General features: G+C 51.9%; 19 protein-coding genes and 1 other annotated feature. Of the genes, 2 read left to right on the top strand and 17 right to left on the bottom strand.

Features of this window, described 5'->3' with window-relative positions; all coding sequences use genetic code 11:
- Positions 1–182: 182 nt before the first annotated feature.
- The 5 genes from PCH05_RS07595 to PCH05_RS07615 all read right to left on the bottom strand — a co-directional run bounded on the left by PCH05_RS07595 (position 183) and on the right by PCH05_RS07615 (position 6,162).
- Positions 183–1,385: a zf-HC2 domain-containing protein gene (locus PCH05_RS07595; RefSeq protein ID WP_127601761.1), complete on the bottom strand. Its 1,203-nt coding sequence runs from the start codon at positions 1,383–1,385 to the stop codon at positions 183–185.
- Complete coding sequence (locus PCH05_RS07600) at positions 1,382–1,930, bottom strand: RNA polymerase sigma factor (protein ID WP_127601762.1); 549 nt, start codon at positions 1,928–1,930, stop codon at positions 1,382–1,384. Before PCH05_RS07600 ends, PCH05_RS07595 begins: the two co-directional genes overlap by 4 nt.
- Before the next feature lie 293 nt (positions 1,931–2,223).
- A complete protein-coding gene (locus PCH05_RS07605) occupies positions 2,224–4,866 on the bottom strand; it encodes a ComEC/Rec2 family competence protein (RefSeq protein WP_127601763.1) in 2,643 nt (880 codons plus the stop codon).
- 147 nt (positions 4,867–5,013) lie between these two features.
- On the bottom strand, positions 5,014–5,532 hold the full coding sequence (locus tag PCH05_RS07610; protein ID WP_127601764.1) for a deoxycytidylate deaminase: 519 nt from the start codon (positions 5,530–5,532) through the stop codon (positions 5,014–5,016).
- Between the two features lie 54 nt (positions 5,533–5,586).
- Complete coding sequence (locus PCH05_RS07615) at positions 5,587–6,162, bottom strand: ComEA family DNA-binding protein (protein ID WP_127601765.1); 576 nt, start codon at positions 6,160–6,162, stop codon at positions 5,587–5,589.
- A gap of 176 nt (positions 6,163–6,338) precedes the next feature.
- On the opposite strand from PCH05_RS07615, the gene comER reads away from it, so the two are divergent.
- A complete protein-coding gene (gene comER, locus PCH05_RS07620; RefSeq protein WP_127601766.1) occupies positions 6,339–7,169 on the top strand; it encodes a late competence protein ComER in 831 nt (276 codons plus the stop codon).
- 90 nt (positions 7,170–7,259) lie between these two features.
- On the opposite strand, the gene leuS is transcribed toward comER, so the two are convergent.
- Together leuS and PCH05_RS07630 are read right to left on the bottom strand one after the other, a co-directional pair.
- The gene (gene leuS / locus PCH05_RS07625) at positions 7,260–9,707 is read right to left on the bottom strand and encodes a leucine--tRNA ligase (RefSeq protein WP_127601767.1); all 2,448 of its coding nucleotides are present in this window, start codon (positions 9,705–9,707) and stop codon (positions 7,260–7,262) included.
- Positions 9,708–9,815: 108 nt separating this feature from the next.
- Positions 9,816–10,054: a binding site (T-box leader), on the bottom strand.
- A gap of 174 nt (positions 10,055–10,228) precedes the next feature.
- A complete protein-coding gene (locus PCH05_RS07630) occupies positions 10,229–11,836 on the bottom strand; it encodes a type 2 periplasmic-binding domain-containing protein (RefSeq protein ID WP_127601768.1) in 1,608 nt (535 codons plus the stop codon).
- 424 nt (positions 11,837–12,260) lie between these two features.
- On the opposite strand from PCH05_RS07630, the gene PCH05_RS07635 reads away from it, so the two are divergent.
- Positions 12,261–12,419: an asparagine synthase gene (locus tag PCH05_RS07635; RefSeq protein ID WP_127601769.1), complete on the top strand. Its 159-nt coding sequence runs from the start codon at positions 12,261–12,263 to the stop codon at positions 12,417–12,419.
- A gap of 360 nt (positions 12,420–12,779) precedes the next feature.
- Here the strand turns inward: PCH05_RS07635 and PCH05_RS07640 are convergent, their stop codons facing one another.
- The 10 genes from PCH05_RS07640 to PCH05_RS07685 all read right to left on the bottom strand — a co-directional run bounded on the left by PCH05_RS07640 (position 12,780) and on the right by PCH05_RS07685 (position 19,745).
- Positions 12,780–13,508, bottom strand: a complete 729-nt coding sequence (locus PCH05_RS07640) for a 3-ketoacyl-ACP reductase (RefSeq protein ID WP_127601770.1) — start codon at positions 13,506–13,508, stop codon at positions 12,780–12,782.
- 135 nt (positions 13,509–13,643) lie between these two features.
- Positions 13,644–14,414, bottom strand: coding sequence for a class I SAM-dependent DNA methyltransferase (locus PCH05_RS07645; RefSeq protein WP_127601771.1), 771 nt, complete (start codon positions 14,412–14,414; stop codon positions 13,644–13,646).
- A gap of 31 nt (positions 14,415–14,445) precedes the next feature.
- Positions 14,446–15,345 carry a CvfB family protein gene (locus tag PCH05_RS07650; RefSeq protein WP_127601772.1) on the bottom strand — a complete coding sequence of 300 codons (900 nt, stop codon included), beginning with the start codon at positions 15,343–15,345 and terminating at the stop codon, positions 14,446–14,448.
- Entirely contained in the window at positions 15,342–15,689 is a 348-nt protein-coding gene (gene rsfS, locus PCH05_RS07655; protein WP_127601773.1) for a ribosome silencing factor, read from the bottom strand. Before rsfS ends, PCH05_RS07650 begins: the two co-directional genes overlap by 4 nt.
- Entirely contained in the window at positions 15,686–16,264 is a 579-nt protein-coding gene (gene yqeK, locus PCH05_RS07660; protein WP_127601774.1) for a bis(5'-nucleosyl)-tetraphosphatase (symmetrical) YqeK, read from the bottom strand. Before yqeK ends, rsfS begins: the two co-directional genes overlap by 4 nt.
- Positions 16,236–16,838: a nicotinate-nucleotide adenylyltransferase gene (nadD, locus tag PCH05_RS07665; protein WP_127601775.1), complete on the bottom strand. Its 603-nt coding sequence runs from the start codon at positions 16,836–16,838 to the stop codon at positions 16,236–16,238. Before nadD ends, yqeK begins: the two co-directional genes overlap by 29 nt.
- A gap of 17 nt (positions 16,839–16,855) precedes the next feature.
- Positions 16,856–17,146 carry a ribosome assembly RNA-binding protein YhbY gene (gene yhbY, locus PCH05_RS07670; RefSeq protein ID WP_127601776.1) on the bottom strand — a complete coding sequence of 97 codons (291 nt, stop codon included), beginning with the start codon at positions 17,144–17,146 and terminating at the stop codon, positions 16,856–16,858.
- Positions 17,147–17,197: 51 nt separating this feature from the next.
- On the bottom strand, positions 17,198–18,064 hold the full coding sequence (locus PCH05_RS07675) for a shikimate dehydrogenase (RefSeq protein WP_127601777.1): 867 nt from the start codon (positions 18,062–18,064) through the stop codon (positions 17,198–17,200).
- A 29-nt stretch (positions 18,065–18,093) separates the two neighbouring features.
- Positions 18,094–19,221, bottom strand: coding sequence for a ribosome biogenesis GTPase YqeH (gene yqeH, locus PCH05_RS07680; protein WP_127601778.1), 1,128 nt, complete (start codon positions 19,219–19,221; stop codon positions 18,094–18,096).
- A complete protein-coding gene (locus PCH05_RS07685; RefSeq protein WP_127601779.1) occupies positions 19,218–19,745 on the bottom strand; it encodes a YqeG family HAD IIIA-type phosphatase in 528 nt (175 codons plus the stop codon). Before PCH05_RS07685 ends, yqeH begins: the two co-directional genes overlap by 4 nt.
- Positions 19,746–19,749: the final 4 nt, after the last annotated feature.

The following is a 19,749-nucleotide window of genomic DNA, read 5'->3' on the forward strand; positions in this document are numbered from 1 at the left end:
GATGGTCCCTTTGCTCCCAGCTCATCTATGATAAACACCGGCTGAGCAAAGCTCTAGAAACTTTGCGGCCTGCGGTCATACGACGGGTCTGGTTGAATTCTAACCGTATATTCTATTCCATATCTCTGAAAAGTGTGCATGCAGCAATGCTATTTTATTTATTGGGTTCACCTGGATATCAATCAAGGATTGGAAGCATCGGAGCCGTTCACCTGATAGGTCTTGCTCGTTGTTGTTCCTTGATCATCCTCTGTCTGGTAGGTAAACACCGTGCTATCCGCAGACCATACGCCGGACACCCAGGTTCCGGACAAATTAATGGTCTTCACGGCCGTTTTCTGGCCGTCTTTATCCGAAACGCTGTAGATCACCAGCTTGCTATCATCTAGCGAAGCCGTATACTTCCCGTCCGGGGAAATAAACTGTGTCGGCATTGCCAGCAGCGAGGCCATTCCGTTTCCGGAAAGGCTCTTCTCATTTCCGCTGCTGCCGGCCTCGCCGGAGCTCTTCGGATTGGACGCGGTATCTTGCGAACCGCTTCCGTCCGCCGCAATCTTTTCCTGGGAACGGCCCGGATCCGCCGTTTTCGTTTGATCCGCCGCGGCCGGATTTGAGGATTCCACCGGAGCTCCTGAATCCACGGAAGCACCCGTGGCAGTTTGATCCCCGGCTGAGGCATCAGCGCTGCGATTCGACTTGACGTCGTTCTTGCTTGCCGGCTCCGACTTAGGGGCGGCAGGCTGCTCCTTCGCTGCCTTGTCTGCCGCATCGCTTGGCGCCTTCAGCGCCTCTCCGTTATCTAGCGATGCAATGTCCGCATTGCTTTCCATTTGCGAGCTTCCGCCGGCCGAAACGGCCTCATCCTTCTTCGGCTCGACGTCCTGCTGCTCTCCGCCGCTGCCCTGAACGGTGTTGCTTGCGGAATTCGCCGTGTCGGCAGTCTTCGATTCGGTTGTAAAGGCCGGCTCTTCCGCTGTCGAAAGATGCTTCGGCGAATAGTTATATATAGCCACGCCTAGAATAATGACCGCTGCGACCGCTCCCATCGCCGTACGTCCGGCTACGGAATTGCGGAACTTGCTATTCCGAACGGGGCGAGCGGGCACAGGCACCATTTCGGCCGGAGCTTCCTCGCGTGAGGCGCTCTTTTCCTGACGTGCCTGATCTATAGCGTCAAGCTGGGGCATAATCGCATCGACAAGACTGAATTTTGGCGTCACTTTGGGTAGATCCTCAAGATCTCGGGATAATGATTTCAGCATCCGAAAGGTTTCCGTACATTCAGGACATTGTTTTAAATGCTCATACAATTGAACGGTCTCTTCCTCGCTTAAATCATAATCCAAGTAACGGTGCATCCATTCCACCACCTCTGGACATTTCATCCTGATACACCACCTTTCTGATGCTCTTGGAGCATATTCTGCAGCTGCTGCCTGGCTCTGAACAAGTAGGATTTAACCGTATTGAGAGGCAGGTTCAGGCAATCAGCAATTTCATTGTAAGAAAAATCCTGGAGATACCGCAGGACGATAACGCTCCTGTGGTGATCCGGCAGCTGATCAATGGCCTCCTGAATATCCTGGGCCAAATAAGAAGACATGACGGCCTGCTCCACATTCTGTTTGTCCTGAAAAACGAGCTCATGCTCATCGATCGAAACGGTTGGCTTCGTGCGCCGGAATTTATCGATGCAAATATTGGTCACGATCCGTTGAACCCATGTTTTAAACTGCGCTTTTTCCTCGTAGGAGCCTATCTTGGTGTAAATGCGGATGAGCGCTTCCTGAGAAGCATCCATCGCATCCTGTTCATCATTCAAAATGTAATAGGCTGTGCGGTACACCTGATGCTCAATTTCTCTTAATAGGGTGATTAGAGCGTCGCGATCGCCCGATTGAGCGGCTCTGATGAGTCCCTGCTCTACCACAAAGGATCCCCCTCTCCCTGCAATCTTACAGACGTGTAAGAGCGTCAAATGGTTGCAATTTGTAACCAACATTTTTTATCCGTTATAAGACCCGTAAAATCTTATGTACGTCGTGGCATTTTTCATCTTGGCGGCAATGGTAAACCCCAATTAAGAATACCAAATTCTAGTGGGCCCGTCATCACAAATGTATACGGCGCCAACTCTTCCATTCTACGTGTTTTTTTCAGCCAATACTTTAAGATTTTGTTAACAAATGATCCCGTTTTGAAATATATACCATTCCTTCGAATTCATTGGGTTGCGCTGAGCTTAGAACGCGTCCATGTCTTGTCCGTCCTGACCAGCATCTGTATTTCCCCATCCCTATCCGTTCGGAACAAACGCGCCTTTATTTCCGCAATCCGGTCCACGACCTCCGCATGGGGATGGCCGTACAGATTGCCTACTCCCGCAGAGACAACGGCAGCTTTCGGGCTCCAATAATGGAGCCATTCTTCCCCGCTGGACGACTTGCTTCCATGATGCGCGATTTTGATGGCATCGATGCCGCCAGCCGGCAAAGTCATGCCGGGACCGTCTGCTGACGGCAGAAAAGCTGCAGGCGCTTGAACCCCGCTCATCCCCATGCTTAGTACATCCTCTTCGGCCGCTTTATCCATATCCCCGGTGAACAGGAATCTTCCTCCGTTCATGGTCATAAGGAACGCCACGGAGATATGGTTCTGGTTCTTTTCAACAGGTATGTCGTCAGGCTCGGAAGCTTCTATGGACGGCGACAAAAAAGTAAGCTCCGTACGGTGATCCGGCATCCACTCCATCCCCTGATGAACTGCATACACCGGAATTTTCCGCTCGAGAGCCGTTTCCATCAGCTTGTCAAAGGAAGCCGTTCCAGCCAGCGTACCGTTAAAAAACAACGCTTTGACAGGAATTTGGTTCAGTACGGCTTGAATACCGCCGGCATGATCCTGATCCCCGTGCGTAATGATGACCGCATCCAAGTGATGAATTCCCCGTTGCTTGAGAATCGGAACTAGAACCTTTGCTCCCACCTCAAATGGATTCTTCCGCTTTTTCCATTCATCCTGCGGCTTTCCGAAAGTGACGGTGCCGCCTCCGTCCACGAGAATGTTCCTGCCTTCCGGCGTCGTAATCAGAATGCTGTCGCCCTGCCCGACATCCAGAAATTGAATCAGTCCCGCCCCGTGCAAGGACGTAGGCCTATATTCCCAATATATCAAAAAAATAAAGGCAAGTATAATGGCGGTCATTGCGGACGTGATTTTGCGGCTTGGCCGCGCCTGACCCCATGGGCGTTCTGAGGCTTTGATCTCCTCAAGCCCGATCGTATCGTCCCCGCGTATATAGGTAACTCTGCCTGAACCTCGGAGATCGTACTTACCCGCTCCATATAGTAGCAAATAAAGCAGGATGAAATAAGCGCAGATCCATATAAAGGAAGGAGATTTCCATATCGTAATAAACTGCGGATATCCGTTCATCCAGCGGACGAGCCAGAATGTTCCATTGTTCAGCATCTCCGCCAGCCAGCCCACCGCGCGGCCTGCAGGCAGCCAGATCCAGCCCAGGATCAGAGACACAGCGCCCAGGGGCAGCGTAAAGAAAGTAATAAAAGGCACGAGGACAAAGTTGGCGGCAAAGGAGAGCAATGAAAACTGGTTAAAGTAATAGATGGTAAGCGGAAATGAAACCAGCTGGGCCACAATCGTCACGCCGGAGGCTGCCGCGATGCGCTTGGGGAGAAAACGAAGAAGGGGCTGCATCAAAGGAACATATAGCATCAGCCCTGCCGTAACGAGGAAGGACAGTTGAAAACTGACGCTCAGCATATAATAGGGGTTCCATAACATCATGAGCAGCGCCGCCGCGGCTAAAATATTCATGCCGTCCTTCAGCCATCCTTTCCTCGCGGCGTACAGCCCAATCATGCCCATGATGCCCGCCCGCACAACCGAAGGACTCACGCCGGACAAAAGCACGTATAAAGGAATCATGATGATGACGATCAGCAGCGACGTCTCGCGCGAAACTTTGAAAAAGGACAGTACAAACAGCAGGCTGGCAACGTAGACCGCGACATGCATGCCTGATATGGCGAGAATATGGGTCAATCCGAGCTGCGAAAACTGCGTATACGTATCGGGATCGATATCGTCCTGCATGCCGATCAGCAGTCCTTTCATGTATCCCGCATGCGGTTCATGAAATATTCGGGCAATCCGGTCTCCGAGCTCGGCGCGAACCTGATCATTCCAGCGAAAGATCGTCAGCGTGCTCCAAATGGAGGTGCTGGAGGTTTGCACATTCTGAGCACCTTTAATCTTAACGAGCCAGTGAATATGCTGGGTGCGCAAATAGGAAGCATAGTCGAAGGCTCCGAAATTCCTTGCCTGCGCCGGGGCTTCCACGGTGCCGTTCAGCTTGATGCGGTCCCCCCGCTTCCAGTTCCCGGCTATTTGTTGCTGGTCTTCGCTCTGGAGCTTCACCTGAACCATGACGCGTTCATCCAGTTTAGCCGTTCCTGACTCCGAGCCTCCGCTCTTCAGGTACTCCACGGTTTGTAATTTCACCTGAAAATCTGCCCGATCCCCATCCACATCGACAGCAGAGACGATAACACCTTCCGCCCTCAGCATCATCCCGTCGATATCTTCGATTACCGTCGCCATGGCTTCAGGCAGCTGCGTCACATTGCGGGCATCGTTCCACACCCAGTAGAATCCCGATAAAATCAGTGCAGCTCCAGCAATCAGCACGCTCCGCAACAGATTTCTGCGCAGAAGAACGATCGCGGCGAGAAGCAGCAGCAAACCGAATTCCACCAGCAGAAATTGCATGACCGAGCAGACATGAGCAATGCTGCTTCCTGCCATCCAACCAAGCGTGCAAATGATCAGCGGTCTTTCTCTCATCGTCTACCTCCCATGAAAAGATCTCCATTTTTACAGCAGCTTTCTTTTCCCGAAAATAATCGATCTCAAAATAAACAGGACCTCCCCGACTGCGCGATTGCCTGCAGCTTGAGAGGTCCTTCCCCGATTTTTGATTAAATATTGGTTTTAGTTCGAAACAGTCATGACCGTTTCCTGCGGAGGCTCGTAGGAGGATAGTCCGCGAAAAACAATGCCTTTCTGCTTCATCATTTCCGTCACCTTGTCCGAGTCCTTCGGATAGGAGCGGTGATACACAATTTCGGTAACGCCGCTGTTGGCCAGCATATTAGCGCAGGTCCAGCACGGCTCGTCCGTCACATAAACCGAGCTGCCTTCACGGTCGATCCGGTCAGTAAAGAGCAGCAGATTCTGCTCGGCGTGAATGGTTCGTACGCAGCGCTGCTTCTTCACCATCTCCTGCTTACCGCCATGCTCCACAATCTCCAGCTCCTCCGCAATCATGCAGCCGGCCTCGGAACAGTCCGGAACCCCCATAGGTGCGCCGTTATAGGCTGTACCCAGCAGCTTCTTCCCCTGAACCAGCACTGCGCCCACATGCCTGCGCGGACATCGGGAACGGGTCGAAACCATGTAGGCAATATCCATAAAGTAAGTATCCCAGTCTTTCCGCGTTTCATCGGTCACGTTTATCACCTGTTCTTCGTAGAATAATTGTAAACATTGTAGCACATCTCCGGGCTAAAGCTCTACGTAGGGCTTCATTTTCTCCAGCATTTTGGGGCCGATTCCCTTCACTTTGTCTAAATCCGTCACTTTTTTAAAGGGTCCGTGCTGATTCCGGTAATCGATAATCGCCTGCGCCTTCTTTGCGCCAATTCCCGGAATGTTCATGAGCTCGGAAGCCGGTGCTGAATTGACATTGATTTTACGGACCGATGATGTTTCGGAAGCCGGAGCGCCGGCTGCCTGACCCGCTGCTGCTGCATCTGTCGGCAAGCCGCCGGAATTTACTTGCGGCTCCAGAACCGCGGTTTCCTTGGAAGGCGTCGGCGGTAGTGCCGTGTTATCGGCTTTTACAGCTTCAGGAGCAGTCTGGGCTTGCTGGCCTTTTGCGATATTTTCTGCTGATGCTTGTACGGGCGGGCTTGCCTGGAGCGTCGGAGGGCTTGGACTTGGTTCCAACGTATTCGCAAGCTCTGCATTCAGCGGCTTCCAGTCCTGTATTCCGCTTCCCTGCTTCATCCCCGACAATAAAATCACTGCGCTGCCCAATACTGCGCAGCATATGCAGATCCCGGCGGTCATTCGTTTCATCCTTTACACCTCACTCAGATCAAATGGATTTCAAAGACCCTTTCTCTTTTCTGAAAAATAAAATAGTCCGCTAATGGCGCTCCTGCCGAAAAATCGTCATGAGCAGCAGGTTCATACGCATACATTAAGAAGATGGATTGCGCCGTTACCGCAAAGCACGAAAGGAGGGAACCTATATGAAGGTAGGATTCATCGGAACCGGCAGTATGGGAAGCATGTTGCTCGATGCCTTCATTACTTCCGGTGCGCTTATGCCTCAGCAAATCTTCGCCAGTAACCGAACATTAGAAAAGGTGAATTTGCTGGCACAGCGTCATCCCGGACTGAACGTATGCAGCAGCAATGCGGAAACCGTGAAGAATAGCGATGTCATATTCCTATGCGTTAAACCGCTTCAGTATAAAGCCTTAATCCATGAAATCGGAAAAGAAGTGCTGTACGGCCAGATTGTGGTGTCCATTACAAGTCCGGTTCAAATTCATCATCTCGAAAGCGCGCTGCCGTGTAAAATCGCCAAAATCATTCCCAGCATTACGCATCTGACCCTGAGCGGAGCTTCCTTGTGCATGTACGGCAGCCGAATTACGGAAAAAGACAGGCTGCTGTTGGAAAATCTTCTGGGGGCGATCAGCCATCCCCTTGAAATCGAGGAGTCCCATGTACGGATTACCTCAGACTTCTCCAGCTGCGGCCCCGCGTTCATCAGCTTTTTCCTGGATCAGTGGATTGAAGCCGCAGTGGAAATGACCGGGATCGGACGTCAGGAGCTGACGGCCTTGGCCGGCGAAATGCTGCTCGGAACCGGAAAGCTTCTGACGGAGGGCGGATTCAAGCCGCATGAGCTGCAGGAAAGAGTCGCCGTCCCCGGCGGAATTACGGCCGAAGCGCTTGCCCATTTAAGCTTAAGCCTGGATGGCGTCTTTCATCAGCTGATCACGACGACGCATACCAAATACCAGGAGGATCTGAGCAAATGCGACGAGCTTTTTGATGATACGAAGCCGTAGCAATGCCTTAAATGCCTTACTTTACAAAGAAATCCCCGTACAAAATAAATTGTACGGGGATTGAATGCTTTTCGATCCTACCTCTATTATTTAGTTGGCTACAATGTTCACCAGCTTGCCAGGCACCGCAACGACTTTGCGCACCGTTTTACCGGCAATCGCCTGCTGTACGCCTTCCTGGGACAAGCTGTATTCCTGCATCGCTTCCTGTGTCATGTCCTTGGCAATCTTCGCGCGCTGCACGATTTTACCGTTCACCTGGATCACGATCTCGACCTCGGCATCCACCGTCCACGCTTCTTCAAAAGCAGGCCAGGAAGCGTACGTGATGCTCTCCTGATGTCCAAGACGCTCCCACAGCTCTTCGGCGATATGCGGAGCGAAAGGAGACAGCAGCTGCGTAAAGTCCTCGATCGCTTGACGCGGAATCGAATCGGCCTTATACGCATCGTTGATGAAAATCATCAGCTGGCTGATCGCCGTATTGAAGCGCAGATGTTCCATATCTTCCGATACTTTCTTGATCGTTTTATGCCATACGCGTTTGAACTCGTCGCTGCCCTCGTTATCCGTGATTTTCGGATTCAGGCTGCCGTCTTCGTTCACGACCAGACGCCATACGCGGGACAGGAAGCGGTGAGCGCCCTCCACACCATTCTCGTTCCAAGGCTTCGTCGCTTCCAGCGGCCCCATGAACATTTCATAAATGCGGAGCGTATCGGCACCATAGTTCTCGACAATTTCGTCCGGATTGATGACATTGCCGCGGGATTTACTCATCTTCTCGTTGTTCGTGCCGAGGATCATGCCCTGGTTCACCAGCTTCTGGAACGGCTCTTTCGTGCTGACCACGCCCAGATCGTACAGGACCTTATGCCAGAAACGGGCATACAGCAGGTGAAGCACTGCGTGCTCAGCACCGCCAATGTACAAATCTACAGGCAACCATGTCTCCTGCTTCTCTTTGGAGCACAATTCGTCCGGATTATGCGGATCGATGTATCGCAGGTAATACCAGCAGCTGCCAGCCCATTGCGGCATCGTATTGGTCTCGCGGCGGGCCTTCATGCCCGTCTCGGGATCGACCGTCTCCACCCAGTCGGTGACGTTCGCAAGCGGAGATTCCCCCGTACCTGACGGCTTGATTTGATCCACATCCGGCAGCAGCAGCGGAAGCTGATCTTCCGGAACGGTCTTCATTGTGCCGTCTTCCAGATGCAGAATCGGAATCGGCTCGCCCCAATAGCGCTGGCGGCTAAACAGCCAATCGCGAAGGCGGTAGGTTGTTTTGCCTTGTCCCTTGCCGCTTTCATCGAGCCATGCGATCATTTTGGCGATCGCTTCTTCGGTACCCATGCCGTCCAGGAAGCCTGAGTTAACATGCTCGCCTTCTCCGGTGTATGCCTCTTCCTGAACATTTCCGCCTTTAACGACTTCAATGATTTCCAGGCCGAACTGCTTCGCGAATTCCCAGTCACGCGTGTCATGGCCAGGTACTGCCATAATCGCACCGGTTCCATATCCGGCGAGCACATAATCCGCAATCCAGATCGGCAGCTTTGCTCCATTAACCGGATTTACGGCATATGCGCCTGTAAATACGCCCGTTTTGTCCTTGGCCAGATCGGTACGCTCCAGGTCACTCTTGCGGGCCGCTTGATCTTGGTAAGCTTTGACTGCTTCTTGTTGTTCCGGAGTCGTAATCTCTTTTACCAGATCATGTTCTGGAGCAAGTACGCAGTAGCTGGCGCCAAACAGGGTGTCAGGCCGGGTCGTAAACACTGTCAGATGACCTTCGTGACCTACAATATCAAAGTTGACTTCAGCCCCTTTGGATTTGCCAATCCAGTTGCGCTGCATATCCTTCAGGCTTTCACTCCAGTCGAGATCATCCAGGTCCTCGAGCAGCCGGTCCGCGTATTCAGTGATTTTCAGAATCCATTGGCGCATCGGCTTGCGGACAACCGGATGTCCGCCGCGCTCGCTCTTGCCGTCGATGACTTCCTCGTTGGCGAGTACGGTACCCAGTGCCTCACACCAGTTCACCGGCACTTCGGCTACATAAGCGAGGCCGCGTTTGTACAGCTGGATGAAAATCCACTGCGTCCATTTATAATATTCCGGATCCGTCGTGCTGATCTCACGTTCCCAGTCATACGAGAAACCGAGCGATTTGATCTGACGCCGGAACGTGTTGATGTTCTTGAGCGTAATTTCACGCGGGTGCTCCCCTTTATCCATCGCATGCTGCTCAGCAGGCAGACCGAACGCGTCCCAGCCCATCGGATGAAGCACGTTGTAGCCGCGCATTCTTTTATAGCGGGAAACGATGTCTGTAGCGGTATAACCTTCCGGATGCCCTACGTGCAGGCCTGCTCCGGATGGATACGGGAACATATCAAGCGCATAAAACTTCGGCTTGCCCGCCTCTTCGCCCGTTTTGAACGTGTGATGCTCATCCCAATACTTTTGCCACTTCGGTTCGATGACCTGGGGATGATACCCTTGTCCCTGAACCGGATGTTGATTTTCACTCATGCTTTACCCAGCCTCCTGTGCAGTCCCATGCCGCCCTTCAAACCCCGGCGACCCTGCTTTAGCAATCTTTGTACAAACAAAAAACCTCTTCATCCATAGCGTATCATCGCTAGGGACGAGAGGTTTGATTCCCGTGGTACCACCCTAGTTAGCGGAAAGTATGCTTTATCCCCGCTCACTTTGCACCCTATAACGCGGGTGAACCGATGATCCTTCGCGCAAATGTCCGCAGCGCTTCACATCATTACTCCGAGGCGAGTTCATCCCAAATCGTCAACCGGCTTGCACCCACCGCCGGCTCTCTGAATGACATCCCTGAAACTAATACCCCTCATCATCGCTTTCATTTGAAATTTCATAAGAAACATTGAACCATATTATATATAAAAATCGGCTCTTCGTCAATGTAGTTCACGTCATGCACAGGCGCGCCTTCCCTTACCACCCCATGACGGAAAAGGCATTTTTCACATCCAAGATCCGGGCCCGGAAACTTACCCCAAAATCAGCGATCTCCTTGATTATTCGCTCCCTTGCTGATCCCAGCGGTCATAAGCCGCCTGATAGATCTCGACGATGCGGTCGCTGCCCATCTTTTTTACCTGGGCTTTGTATTTATCCCAGCCTGACAGAGGTTCCTGGCCCGTAACAAATTTCGCTTCCATCTGTTCGACATAATTATTCAGATCGGAGAGCAGCGATGTGACTTCGGTTTGCTCCGCTTCCGTCAGGAACACATTCGGATACGGCACCTTGGCGTAAGGGATGATTTTCTCCTGGTTTTCTTTGTCGACCCATTCGTCAATGTCGCTTCTCAAGCCCTTCGACACTTCCGGCAGACTGACGCCAGGCGTCGTAATCCCGTAGTTCGGGGTAATTTTTCCGCGGTAATTCTCACGGTCGCCCCCGTCCGGAACGGGCAGCCATTCCTTCACATGATTTTCTTTGTCCTTATACTTCCAAAGCAGATTTTCCGGCCCCTGGTTGAACAAAGTGGAACCTTCATAGTCGTATTGGTAATCGACCCAACGCATCGTCGCTTCCGGGGCCGAATTCGTGCCCGAGATCGCGAAAGTGCCGTTCTTGGAAATGCCTGAAGACTTTGCGGCAACAGGGGAATCCGGGAAGCCTGTTTTCAGCGGCGACATGACAGGATTATCGGTATTCGGTTCCCCGCCCAGCATAAAATACGGCAGCCAGTCGTTAAACAGAGCCACCTGATTGTTTTTCCCCTTGGCCTTTTTCTGTTCATCGGTTTGGGAGAAGGTTTCGTGATCGAGCAAATTATCCGCCCACAGCCGGTTCAGGAAGGATAGATATTCTTTATAACCTTCCTCCTGCGGCGTATAGTGTACTTTCCCCTGCTTGTCGGCATAATACACCTCATCATAAATGCCCCAGAATCCGAGCATCTGCACGCGAATATCCTTCAGCTTGGTCGATGTCAGCGGAATTTCATCCGCCTTGCCATTGCCGTTCGGATCCTCCGTTTTTACCCGTTTCAGATAGTCATACAGCTCATCGGGCGTTTCCGGAAGCTTGTTTACTCCCAGCTTTTTGAGAAAACTTCCGTTGTAGTACAGGGGACTCTTATACCACACTGCTCCTTTATCAACATAAGGCAAGGCATAAATATGTCCGTCCGGGGTCGTAATGGACTTTCTGACCTCCGGGTTCTCATCCAGAAGTTTTTTGATATGAGGCGCATACTCGTCAATCAGCTTCTCCAGCGGGACGAGCGTGCCCTGGCTGCCATAGGTTACCTGCTCGGCCGGGGTCAGGCTGGCTGCATAGAATATATCCGGCAGATCGCCGCTCGCAAAGATCAGATTTTTCTTCGTGTCGAAACTGTCCACGGGAACCGTCTGAAAGGTCAGCTTGATGTTCGACAGTTTCTCCATATCTTTGAACACCTGCATCGTATCCCATTTCGCACTGCCTACATCAGGCGCAAACACGGATAATGTTATCGGCTGGTCAACGATCGGGAAGCCTTCTTTATGAACTTTTTCCGCCGTTTTGGGCGCTTGACCGCCCTCCCCGGCATTTTTGGAACCGCATGCCGCCATGAGCGAGGCGGACAGGGACAGGCACAGGAATATTGCCCACGGTTTTAAGTATTTTCTCATCAAATTTCCTCCTTATGATCGTTGTGATTCGGCTTGGATGTTGAAACTTCCCTCCCTTTGAAGTGAGTTGAAACCTGAAATCTACGCCTACCGCAGGAGCTCTGTTGTCTAAAGCTTAAATGGTTCAGCTGCCGAGCCCAGATAAATGATAGCGTTTACAAAAAAGTGTAGTGACACGCTGCCTTAACGTAAATATGTTATTTTTGATATGTTAAATAGGAGTGCAGAATGACCCGTGATACCTGCAATCCATGCCATGGAGCACGATGTCGAGGACATAAATAGTATGTCAAATATGCTTTTGGATAGAATCCATATCCGCTTCAGGAACAAGCAAAAGCATGAACCGCATGCATAAATTCCCGGAACAAAAACAAAAATAACCTTGTCTGTCCAAACTTATTGAACCAGGAGGAGTGTTCGTATGCGTGAAGGATTGATTCCTGCCGTTCTTGGAACTGTAGTCTCAGCTTCTGGCGCCGCGCTGCTCGGCAGCAAGTATAAGCTTGCCGCCACGGGAATTCTTGGTTTCGGTCTGGCTCATATCGTGCTCGGGACGATCGATCTGATCGAGCACCGGTAATCGTTTGGAGGACCATCCGCAAGCGTTTTGCGCTTCGGGCAAAAAGAAGAACCTTGGACATCCCCTGTCCAAGGTTCTTTTACCTGCGCAGACTGCTTCATTCACATCGATAGCCTGCCTTGCAGCGGCCCTTGCCCTGCCTGGAGTATACATAACCAGGACCTCAGCTTTTCATAAGCTTTCCGGGCAGTCCCGCAAACTATGTTTTTCTCACGCCCCCTATCGCGGGGGCTTTTGCGTTGTCGGTTCATAAGGTATTTTTTAGAAATTACGAAATCGAGCGATATGCAAAAAAGCCTGCCTCTAGGCAGATCGGGTTCCGATCCGAAAGAGACAGGCTTCCAAGCCATTCACCTATTTTTACTGCGGATTGGTCGTCCAGATACCCGCGGATTTCACGAACACACGAGCCGGAAGCTTCAAAGAAGCGAGCGCCAGCTCAGCTACATCCTCCGGCTGCATCATCCGGTCTTCGTCCCCGATGTTCAGGTTATTGTCGCGGGCCAAATCCGTATTGACCGTGCTAGGCGTCAAGGCCATAACCCGGATGTTCTTTTTGCGAACCTCTTGCAGAAGCGATTCCGTCAGACCCATAATGCCGAATTTAGATGCGCAATAAGCCGAACCTGTCGCGAATCCTTTTTCACCGGCGGTTGAAGAAATATTGATGATATTGCCGCTGTTTTGCTCCATCATGGTCGGCAGGACGGCACGGGATACATAATAAGTACCCATCAGATTGACTTGAATGATGCGTTCCCACAGTTCAGGATCCATTTCGGCGACCGTGCCGAAGGAGGCCATCCCGGCGTTGTTGATCAAAATATCAATGCTGCCCAGCTGGCCCTTGAGCGCTGCGACCGCCTCTTCCACTTCCTTGCGCGAAGACACGTCAGCTGTTGCCGTGAATACGGATACTCCATATTCCTTGGTTAAAGAGTCACGCAGAGCATCCAAATCGGATGCGGTTCTGGCAATCAACCCGAGCTGTACGCCTTCTTTGGCAAGTGCGGTGGCAATAGCCAGACCGATGCCTTTGCCGGCTCCGGTTACGATCGCCGTTTTATTTTTCAAGTCGGTAAATTTCATATTCAATCATCCTTTCGTTTATCGGTTCCGTTATTATTACCCGGGAATATAAAAGCCAAAAACCCCGGAAAACAGAGTCCCGAGGCACTGGGTCTTCCCATTACGTATACGATTTATACGATAACGGGAGCCCCTTTATTTTACAGCAACATAGAAAAGCCGCTGAGCATCATCCCCGGCTTCCACCCATTCAAAATCGGCATAACATTTCACATCGCGGAAGCCCGCCTTGACCAGCTCCGTATTCATCCATTCCGGATCATAGGCGCGTTGAACATGGGTTTCTTCGAACCGGCGATACAGATCGCTCTGCTCCTCCTTCGCGAAAATACTGAGATGATGCTCGATTTCACAGCGGGGAGCATCCAGCTCGCAGGTCCATATGTAGGATACCGATCTATCGTCCCATACGAAAGGCTGCTCCTCGTCGTAACGAATCATGGTATTCGGGTGATGTACGTCAAACAGAAAAATGCCGCCCGGCTTCAATCCTTTGTAGGTTTGCGCAAACGCAGAGATGACGTCCCGCTCTTCCAGCAAATAGCTGAAGCAATCGCAAAATGAAATGACGGCATCCACCTGCTCCGGTATTTCCCACTCCCGCATATCCTGCTGAAGCCAGCGGATCGAACCTTCGCGATACAGTCTGCTTCCCTGCGGCGTGCTCTCCATTTTCCGTCTAGCCACAGACAACATGTCCGCAGACAGGTCAATCCCCGTGACTTCGAAGCCTGAATTGACCAGAGGAATCGTAATGCTGCCTGTTCCGCAGCCGAGCTCGACGACGCTTTTTGGCATGCTGCCATGCTTTTCCCAAGCCTCACGGGCGAACCGGAGCCAATCCGGATAAGGCATGTCCTCCATCAATTCATCGTAGACATATGCAAATTTTCGGTATGAAGACATGATGACACCGCGCTTTCTGTTCACATTCGACTTACTCGCCCTGCTCGTCCGAGCGGGTCTTCACAAGATACGTCCAGTTTTCCTTTTGGGTTACAAGACCTTCCTTCATCAATTTGCCCAAAGCCCGCTTGAAGGCCGACTTACTGATGCCGAAGCGCTGCTTGACAATATCCGGCGGGGTCGCATCCGAATACGGCATTCCCCCGGTCGGACGCTCCTTCAGAAAGGTAAGAATCCGCTCGGAATCAAGATCCCGGCCGACTTCCTTGCGCTGAGCCATGGACAGGTTCACACGGCCGTCTTCACGAATATGACTGACACGCACTTCCACTTCCTCGCCAAGTCGCAGCAAATGAAGACGCTCCGAAGAATGGATCATGCCGATCACGCCAAGTCCGACCACGCCGCCGTCCACAATGACGAAGGTTCCCATCTGCAGCGGTCTGTATACCGTCGCCTTAAACCATTGATTCAGCCATGCCGAGGGCGCGCTGAAGGCATGGCGCGACAGCTCCTGCTCTCCTGCGAGCTTAGCCCGGAGACGTCCCTGCTTGTCATGCTCCATGATGACAAACACTGAATCCCCGACCTGGGGACGGAGTTCTTTCAGTTCAGGCAGCTCCCGTACCGGCAGCAGCAGCTGACGTCCAAGCCCCATCTCCAGGAAACATCCGAGCCGCGGATGAACGTCGGCCACAACCAGCTTGGCCATCTCGCCCAGCGTTAAATAAGGCTTCTTCATCGTCGCCGCAAGCCGGTCTTCGGTATCGTAGAATATGAAAACCTCGACCTCATCGCCGGGCTTCACTTCACGCGTCAATTCCGAGTAATGCAGCAGCAAATCCTGACCGTCTGCATCCAGGAAGTATCCGTAAGGAGATACCTCCCGCATGATTTCATAAGTCTGAATCGTTCCCGCTACCAGCGTCATACCGTCTCCACAACCTTGGCGTCAGACCACAAACGCTCGATATTGTAATAATCACGTTCGTCCCGGTGGAAGACATGGACGATCACGTCGCCGAGATCCATCAATACCCAGCGTGCGGAGTTCATCCCTTCAATACCGCGAACCTCCGAGCCGGCTTCCTGCACGCGCTTGCGGATTTCCGTCGCGATGGACTGCACCTGTACGTCGGAATTGCCGTGACAGATTACAAAATAGTCCGCGATCAAGGAAACGCCTTGCAAGTCGAGCGCCACGACGTTCATTGCTTTTTTATCTTCAGCAGCTTCTACTGCCAGGTTTAACAATTGTTCTGATGTAAGGGTCATGAATTCGCCTCCAGCTGTTTAATTAGGTCATTACGTGCAAACACCGTCAGCGGATAAATAATCTGACGACGCGATACAAGCAGGGTAATCGTGGAATCAAACCCTGCGACGAGTCCCGCTTCAAGGCTATGGTTGGCCAGTTCGCGGATATTATTCACGCCGGGAAAATCTCTTCCAGGCTCTATATAATCCGCGAGGCAAACCACCTTGTCCATAAGCGTCATGCCGATTCTCCCGGAAGTATGATACTTGATCGCATCGAGTATTTCCGGATCTTCAACTCCATAATCGCGTTTCGCGACAAAGGCTCCCACCTCGGCGTGCCAAAGCGGTTTATCATAAAATAAAAGGTCTTTTGACAAATCATTCTCGCGGATGACCGCTTCCATCTGCTTGACTGGCCAGTATTTGGCGACATCATGCAGGATTGCGGCTTTCTCCGCTTTGACAGGATCGGCGCCGTAACGCTCCGCAAGCTTGACGGCCGTTTCCATGACGCCCTGCGTATGCTGCCAGCGCATGGCCGGCATCTGCTGCGAAACGGATTTAATCAGTTCTTCTCGGCTGAATTCCATACAATCCTCTCCTTCTGATATAGTCATAGACACTGTCCGTTACCATATAGCGGATCGAATGACCTGTGGCCAGCCTTTCCCTGATTTCCGTAGAGGAAATATCGACCTGAGGCATGTCGGCCAAAAGCACCTTCCCCCCCAAATAAGAAGGCAGCGCATCCAGATCAAGGGTTGAACCCGGCCGGCCGACGCCGATAAAACTCATGAGCCCGACAAGCTCTTCAATGCCTTCCCATTTGGAAAGGTAGTTGACCATATCTGCACCAATAATAAAATGAAAATCTATGCCTTCAAAAGAGCTGCGGATCTCCTTCACCGTGTCGATCGTGTAGGAGACGCCTCCCCTTCTGATTTCGATATCAAGTGTGCGGAAACAGGGATGATCCGAAATCGCTTCGGCCACCATGCCAAGACGATCCTCCCCGGATGCACCGGCCTGTTCCTTATGGGGCGGGATATGGCTTGGCATGAACCAGACCTGGTCGAGACCGAACGAATCCCTTGCCGCTTCTGCAGCCAGCAAATGGCCGATATGAATCGGGTCAAAGGTACCGCCCATGATGCCTACCTTCATGGTTGAAACCCTCCCGCTTATGGCAATTCGATTTTTTTGTTGTCTTTGGATTCTTTGTACAGAATAATCGTGCTTCCGATTACTTGAACCAGCTCGGCCTCGGTTTTTTCAGCAAGCTCTTCGGCAATTTCGTGTTTATCCTCCAAGCAATTATTCAATACGCTGATCTTCATCAGCTCTCTCTTCTCAATCGCTTCATTGATATGTTTGATCAGCTGCTCATTGGTTCCGCCCTTTCCTACTTGAAAAATCGGGTCCAAATGATGGGCTAGCGATCGAAGATAGCGCTTTTGCTTACCTGTTAGCATGGTTAATCATAACTCCTTAATATTCAACTGAATTCATTTTACCCCTCAGGGCTAAATAGCCATGCTGTTCAGCACGGCGGTTCTCATTGCCGCCACGGGAGCCGGTAAACCGGTCCAGTATTCCAGGGCATACGCGCCCTGATTCACAAACATACCGAGTCCGCCATGCACCTTGCAGCCTTTGGCCTCGCTGCCTTCCAGCAGTTTCGTTTGCAGCGGGTTATAGATCAAGTCACTGACTACAGCCTGTTCGGGTATCAAGTCTACATCCACGGGCGAATGGGACATATTCGGATGCATGCCGACCGATGTCGTATTGATCAGAATATCGATTTCTCCGAGCTCTGAGGCAAGCTGCTGCATGGATATTCCCCGGATGTCGGTCAGATCCTTCCATTCATCGGCCATGGCCTGCGCCTTATCTGCTGTACGATTGGCGATCGTAATACGGTCCGGGCTTTCCAAGGACAAGGCATACACGATGCCCCGGGCCGCACCGCCCGCTCCGAGAACCATGATTCTTTTCCCCTTCAAATCCGGAACAGCCTCTTCCTTGAGCGAACGCACATATCCGATTCCATCCGTGTTATAGCCGGTCAACACGCCGTCGTCGTTGACGATGGTATTCACCGCTCCGATCCGCAGCGCCGTTTCATCCAGATGGTCCAGGTAAGGGATGACCTCCAGCTTGTGCGGAATGGTCACATTGATTCCTCTAAAGCCAAGGGCTTTGATGCCGGAAATGGCTTCACCTACCTGCTCCGGCTTGACATGCATAGGCACATACGAGCCCGGCAGACCCAAGGCTGCCAAAGCAGCCTGATGCATGACAGGCGATTTGGAATGAGCTATCGGATCCCCGATGACGCCAAGCAGCAGCGAGCCCGTTCCGGCGAGCAGATTGGATTTCGTAATCATATTTTCAACCTCCCTCTCCCATTTTCGAATCAAATCAGGGAAGGTCTGGATAGTACTTTAACACCTTTAGGCGCATGGATGGCCGTTAAAGCCCCCAGATCGCCATTCACCTTAATCCAGCCCAAACCGGAAATGAACAGATCCAGCTTACCGCCTTTCGGAATGCGGATTTCATGCCTGGTCCAATCCGGCAGCTCTCCGAGGCTGTCCTTATCCGGAGGAGCAAGCAGTTCACCGGCATGCTCCTGGTACAAAGCGTCAGCCTTTTCCAGCTTGGTCCGATGAATATGAAGCCGGCTGCTTATAAAGCAAGTAAACGATTGGCGTTCGCCCTGAATAAAATCAAAGCGTGCCATACCGCCAAAAAACAAGCTTTGTCCTTCATTCAGCTGATATACCATCGGTTTCAGCGGATTTTCCGGCATGATAGCCCCTAAATCCTTACGATTCACAAGCTCGCTGTAACGCCAAGGATATACGATTCCCGGCGTGTCGATAATGTGGCGTCCGTCATCCAGCGGAATGCTGACCATGTCCAGAGTCGTACCCGGATAGCGGGATACCGTCAACTCCTGATCCAAATCGCTGTAATCGCGGATCAAGCGGTTAATGAGCGTGGATTTGCCTACATTCGTGGCGCCAACCACATAAACGTCGCGATCGCCGCGGTAATCGGAAACCGCCTCCAGCAAACGGTCGAAGCCCTGATTTTTTTTGGCGCTGCACAGAATGATTTCCTCCGTTTTAAGACCCTGCTCCTTGCACTGCTTTTGCACCCAGTTGATGATTTTGTTCCAATTCGTCACTTTCGGCAGCAGGTCGATCTTGTTTACGGCAAGAATCACGGGATTGTTCCCCACAAAGCGCTGCAGCCCTGAAATCAGGCTGCCCTCGAAGTCGAACAGGTCGACAATATGAATGACGAGCGCATTCTTTCCGCCGATTTGGCTCAGAAGACGCAGGAACTCGTCCTGATCCACGGCCACGGAAGAAGCCTCGTTATAGTTTTTAATACGGAAGCAGCGTTGGCAAATAACCGGTTCCCTGCCAAGCGACTTTTCCGGAATATATCCCGGCAAATCGGGATTTAACGCCTGCAGCTCGATGCCGCACCCGCTGCATTTTTTGGCACTTGATCCGCCCATCGGGTCTTTCATTGATGTTTTTCCTCCTCAAGCCATAGTCCTTTTTTACGCAAACGTGTCAGTGCGATTTTTTCCAAACGGCGGTTGATCCTTGTCGTCCAGCCTTCGTCCGCAATGGAAATCGGAAGCACCAGCACCGTAAAAAGGCCCATGCGGTTGCCGCCGTACACATCGGTCATCATCTGATCGCCGACCACGATGGTTTCCTTGCCGCTGAGGCCCATCATGCCTATCGCCTTGCGGAAAGGCGCATTCCGGGGCTTTCGCGCCTGATGCACGAACTGGATATCGAGCGGCGTGGCAAAGGAGGCCACCCGGTCCATGCGATTATTCGATACGATTACCAGCTTGAACCCAAGCTCTTTCACCCGCTTGAACCATTCGATCAGCTCCGGCGTTGCCAAAGGCGTCTTGGCTCCGACCAGGGTGTTGTCGAGATCCGTGATGATCCCGCGGTAACCCTTGGCGTACAGGGCTTCCAGGTCGATATCAAATACCGTATTCACCCTTAATTTAGGGATTAACATTTCGAACAAATTG

Origin of the sequence: Paenibacillus chibensis (assembly GCF_004001045.1) — a bacterium.
GTDB classification, from domain to species: domain Bacteria; phylum Bacillota; class Bacilli; order Paenibacillales; family Paenibacillaceae; genus Paenibacillus_AQ; species Paenibacillus_AQ chibensis.